The sequence below is a fragment of the Pseudomonas sp. 2,4-D genome (genome assembly GCF_030418155.1).
Taxonomy (GTDB): domain Bacteria; phylum Pseudomonadota; class Gammaproteobacteria; order Pseudomonadales; family Pseudomonadaceae; genus Aquipseudomonas; species Aquipseudomonas alloputida.
Map to the genome: position 1 here is coordinate 1 of NZ_JAUHUI010000090.1, position 1,238 is coordinate 1,238.

2 protein-coding genes are annotated in these 1,238 nt (G+C 60.2%); both read right to left on the bottom strand.

From position 1 onward, the window contains the following. Nucleotides 1-233: head decoration protein (locus tag QYE47_RS27230; RefSeq protein WP_301159796.1), on the bottom strand; the 233-nt coding region annotated here is incomplete at its 3' end. Nucleotides 234-242: 9 nt separating this feature from the next. Further along, a partial coding sequence (locus QYE47_RS27235; RefSeq protein WP_301159798.1) for a S49 family peptidase occupies nt 243-1,238 on the bottom strand: 996 nt, incomplete at its 5' end.

The following is a 1,238-nucleotide window of genomic DNA, read 5'->3' on the forward strand; positions in this document are numbered from 1 at the left end:
GACTTGTAGAACGTCAGCGTGGTGCTGGTCTGGTCAGCAGCAACCGCAAGAATGCCAACGGCAGCACCGTCGGTGGTGCCATCCCACGCAACCAGCTTACGGCTGGAGGTGTCCAGCATCAGCGGGGTCATTGCAGGCGCTTTCGCACTCAATCCGCCGGGCGCGGTTGCGGTATGAGCCGGGTCACTGTTGCCCTGCGGCTGGTAATGGGTAAAGGTTTCTTTGCTCGTCATAAACATCCCTTACACTGGTGTGTTCAGCAAATCGTTAACGGCATCAGATGCCGGGTTACCTGCAGCCAGCGGTGCCGGTGCCCCCTGCATCAGACGATCCAGCGCAGTGTCACTGCGCGCCTGTGCACTCTGTGGTGCTGCGGCCAGAATGCGGCGGGCCGTTTTCACGGTCATACCGGGGGTTTCTGCCAGCACGCGTGCCTGTTCTTCGCGTCCGTGAGCCTCCTCACAGTTGAGTATCCCCATAATGCGGCTGTTTTCTGCCGCAACCGCTGCGGTGATCTGCGCGTTCACGTCCGGCTGCGCCGCGCTGGCGTTCTCGCCCTCCGTCGCTGGCACCACGTCAGTAACGTCAGCCTGCGAAGCAGTGGCTGAAACAGTTGTTGATTGAGTCTCTTTGGTCATTCGCCCTCCTGAGAGACGGGATTTACGTGCATCCAGTGCATCACGCATGACGGTGATCGCATCGGTGCTGTTAACAAGTTCATCAGCCAGTCCGGCATCAATGGCCTCCTGACCGCTGTACACTGCAGCCTCGGTATCCAGCACAACCTGCACGGACAGGCCGGTATATGCCGACACCTTCTGCGCAAACATCTGGCGGGTTGCGTCCATCCGGGACTGCAGTGTCTCCCGGACGTCATCCGGAAGATGGCTGTAGGGGTTGCCATCCACCTTATGGCTGCCGCTGTAAATCAGCGTGATTTCCACACCCTGTTTCTCCAGCGCAGCACCGTAATTACTGTGAGCCATCATGACGCCGATGGAGCCTGTCCGGGCGGTCTGCGTGACCAGACGCCGGGAGGCGGCACTGGCAAGCAACTGACCTGCACTGCAGTTCATGTCGTTGGCAAGCGCCCATACCGGTTTTATGTCACGCACACGGGCGATGATGTCAGCGCAGTCAAATGCCCCCGCCACCATCCCGCCGGGCGTGTCCATATCGAGCAGAATGCCGTCCACCATCGGATCGCCGGCAGCCTGTTGCAGACGGGCGATAATGCC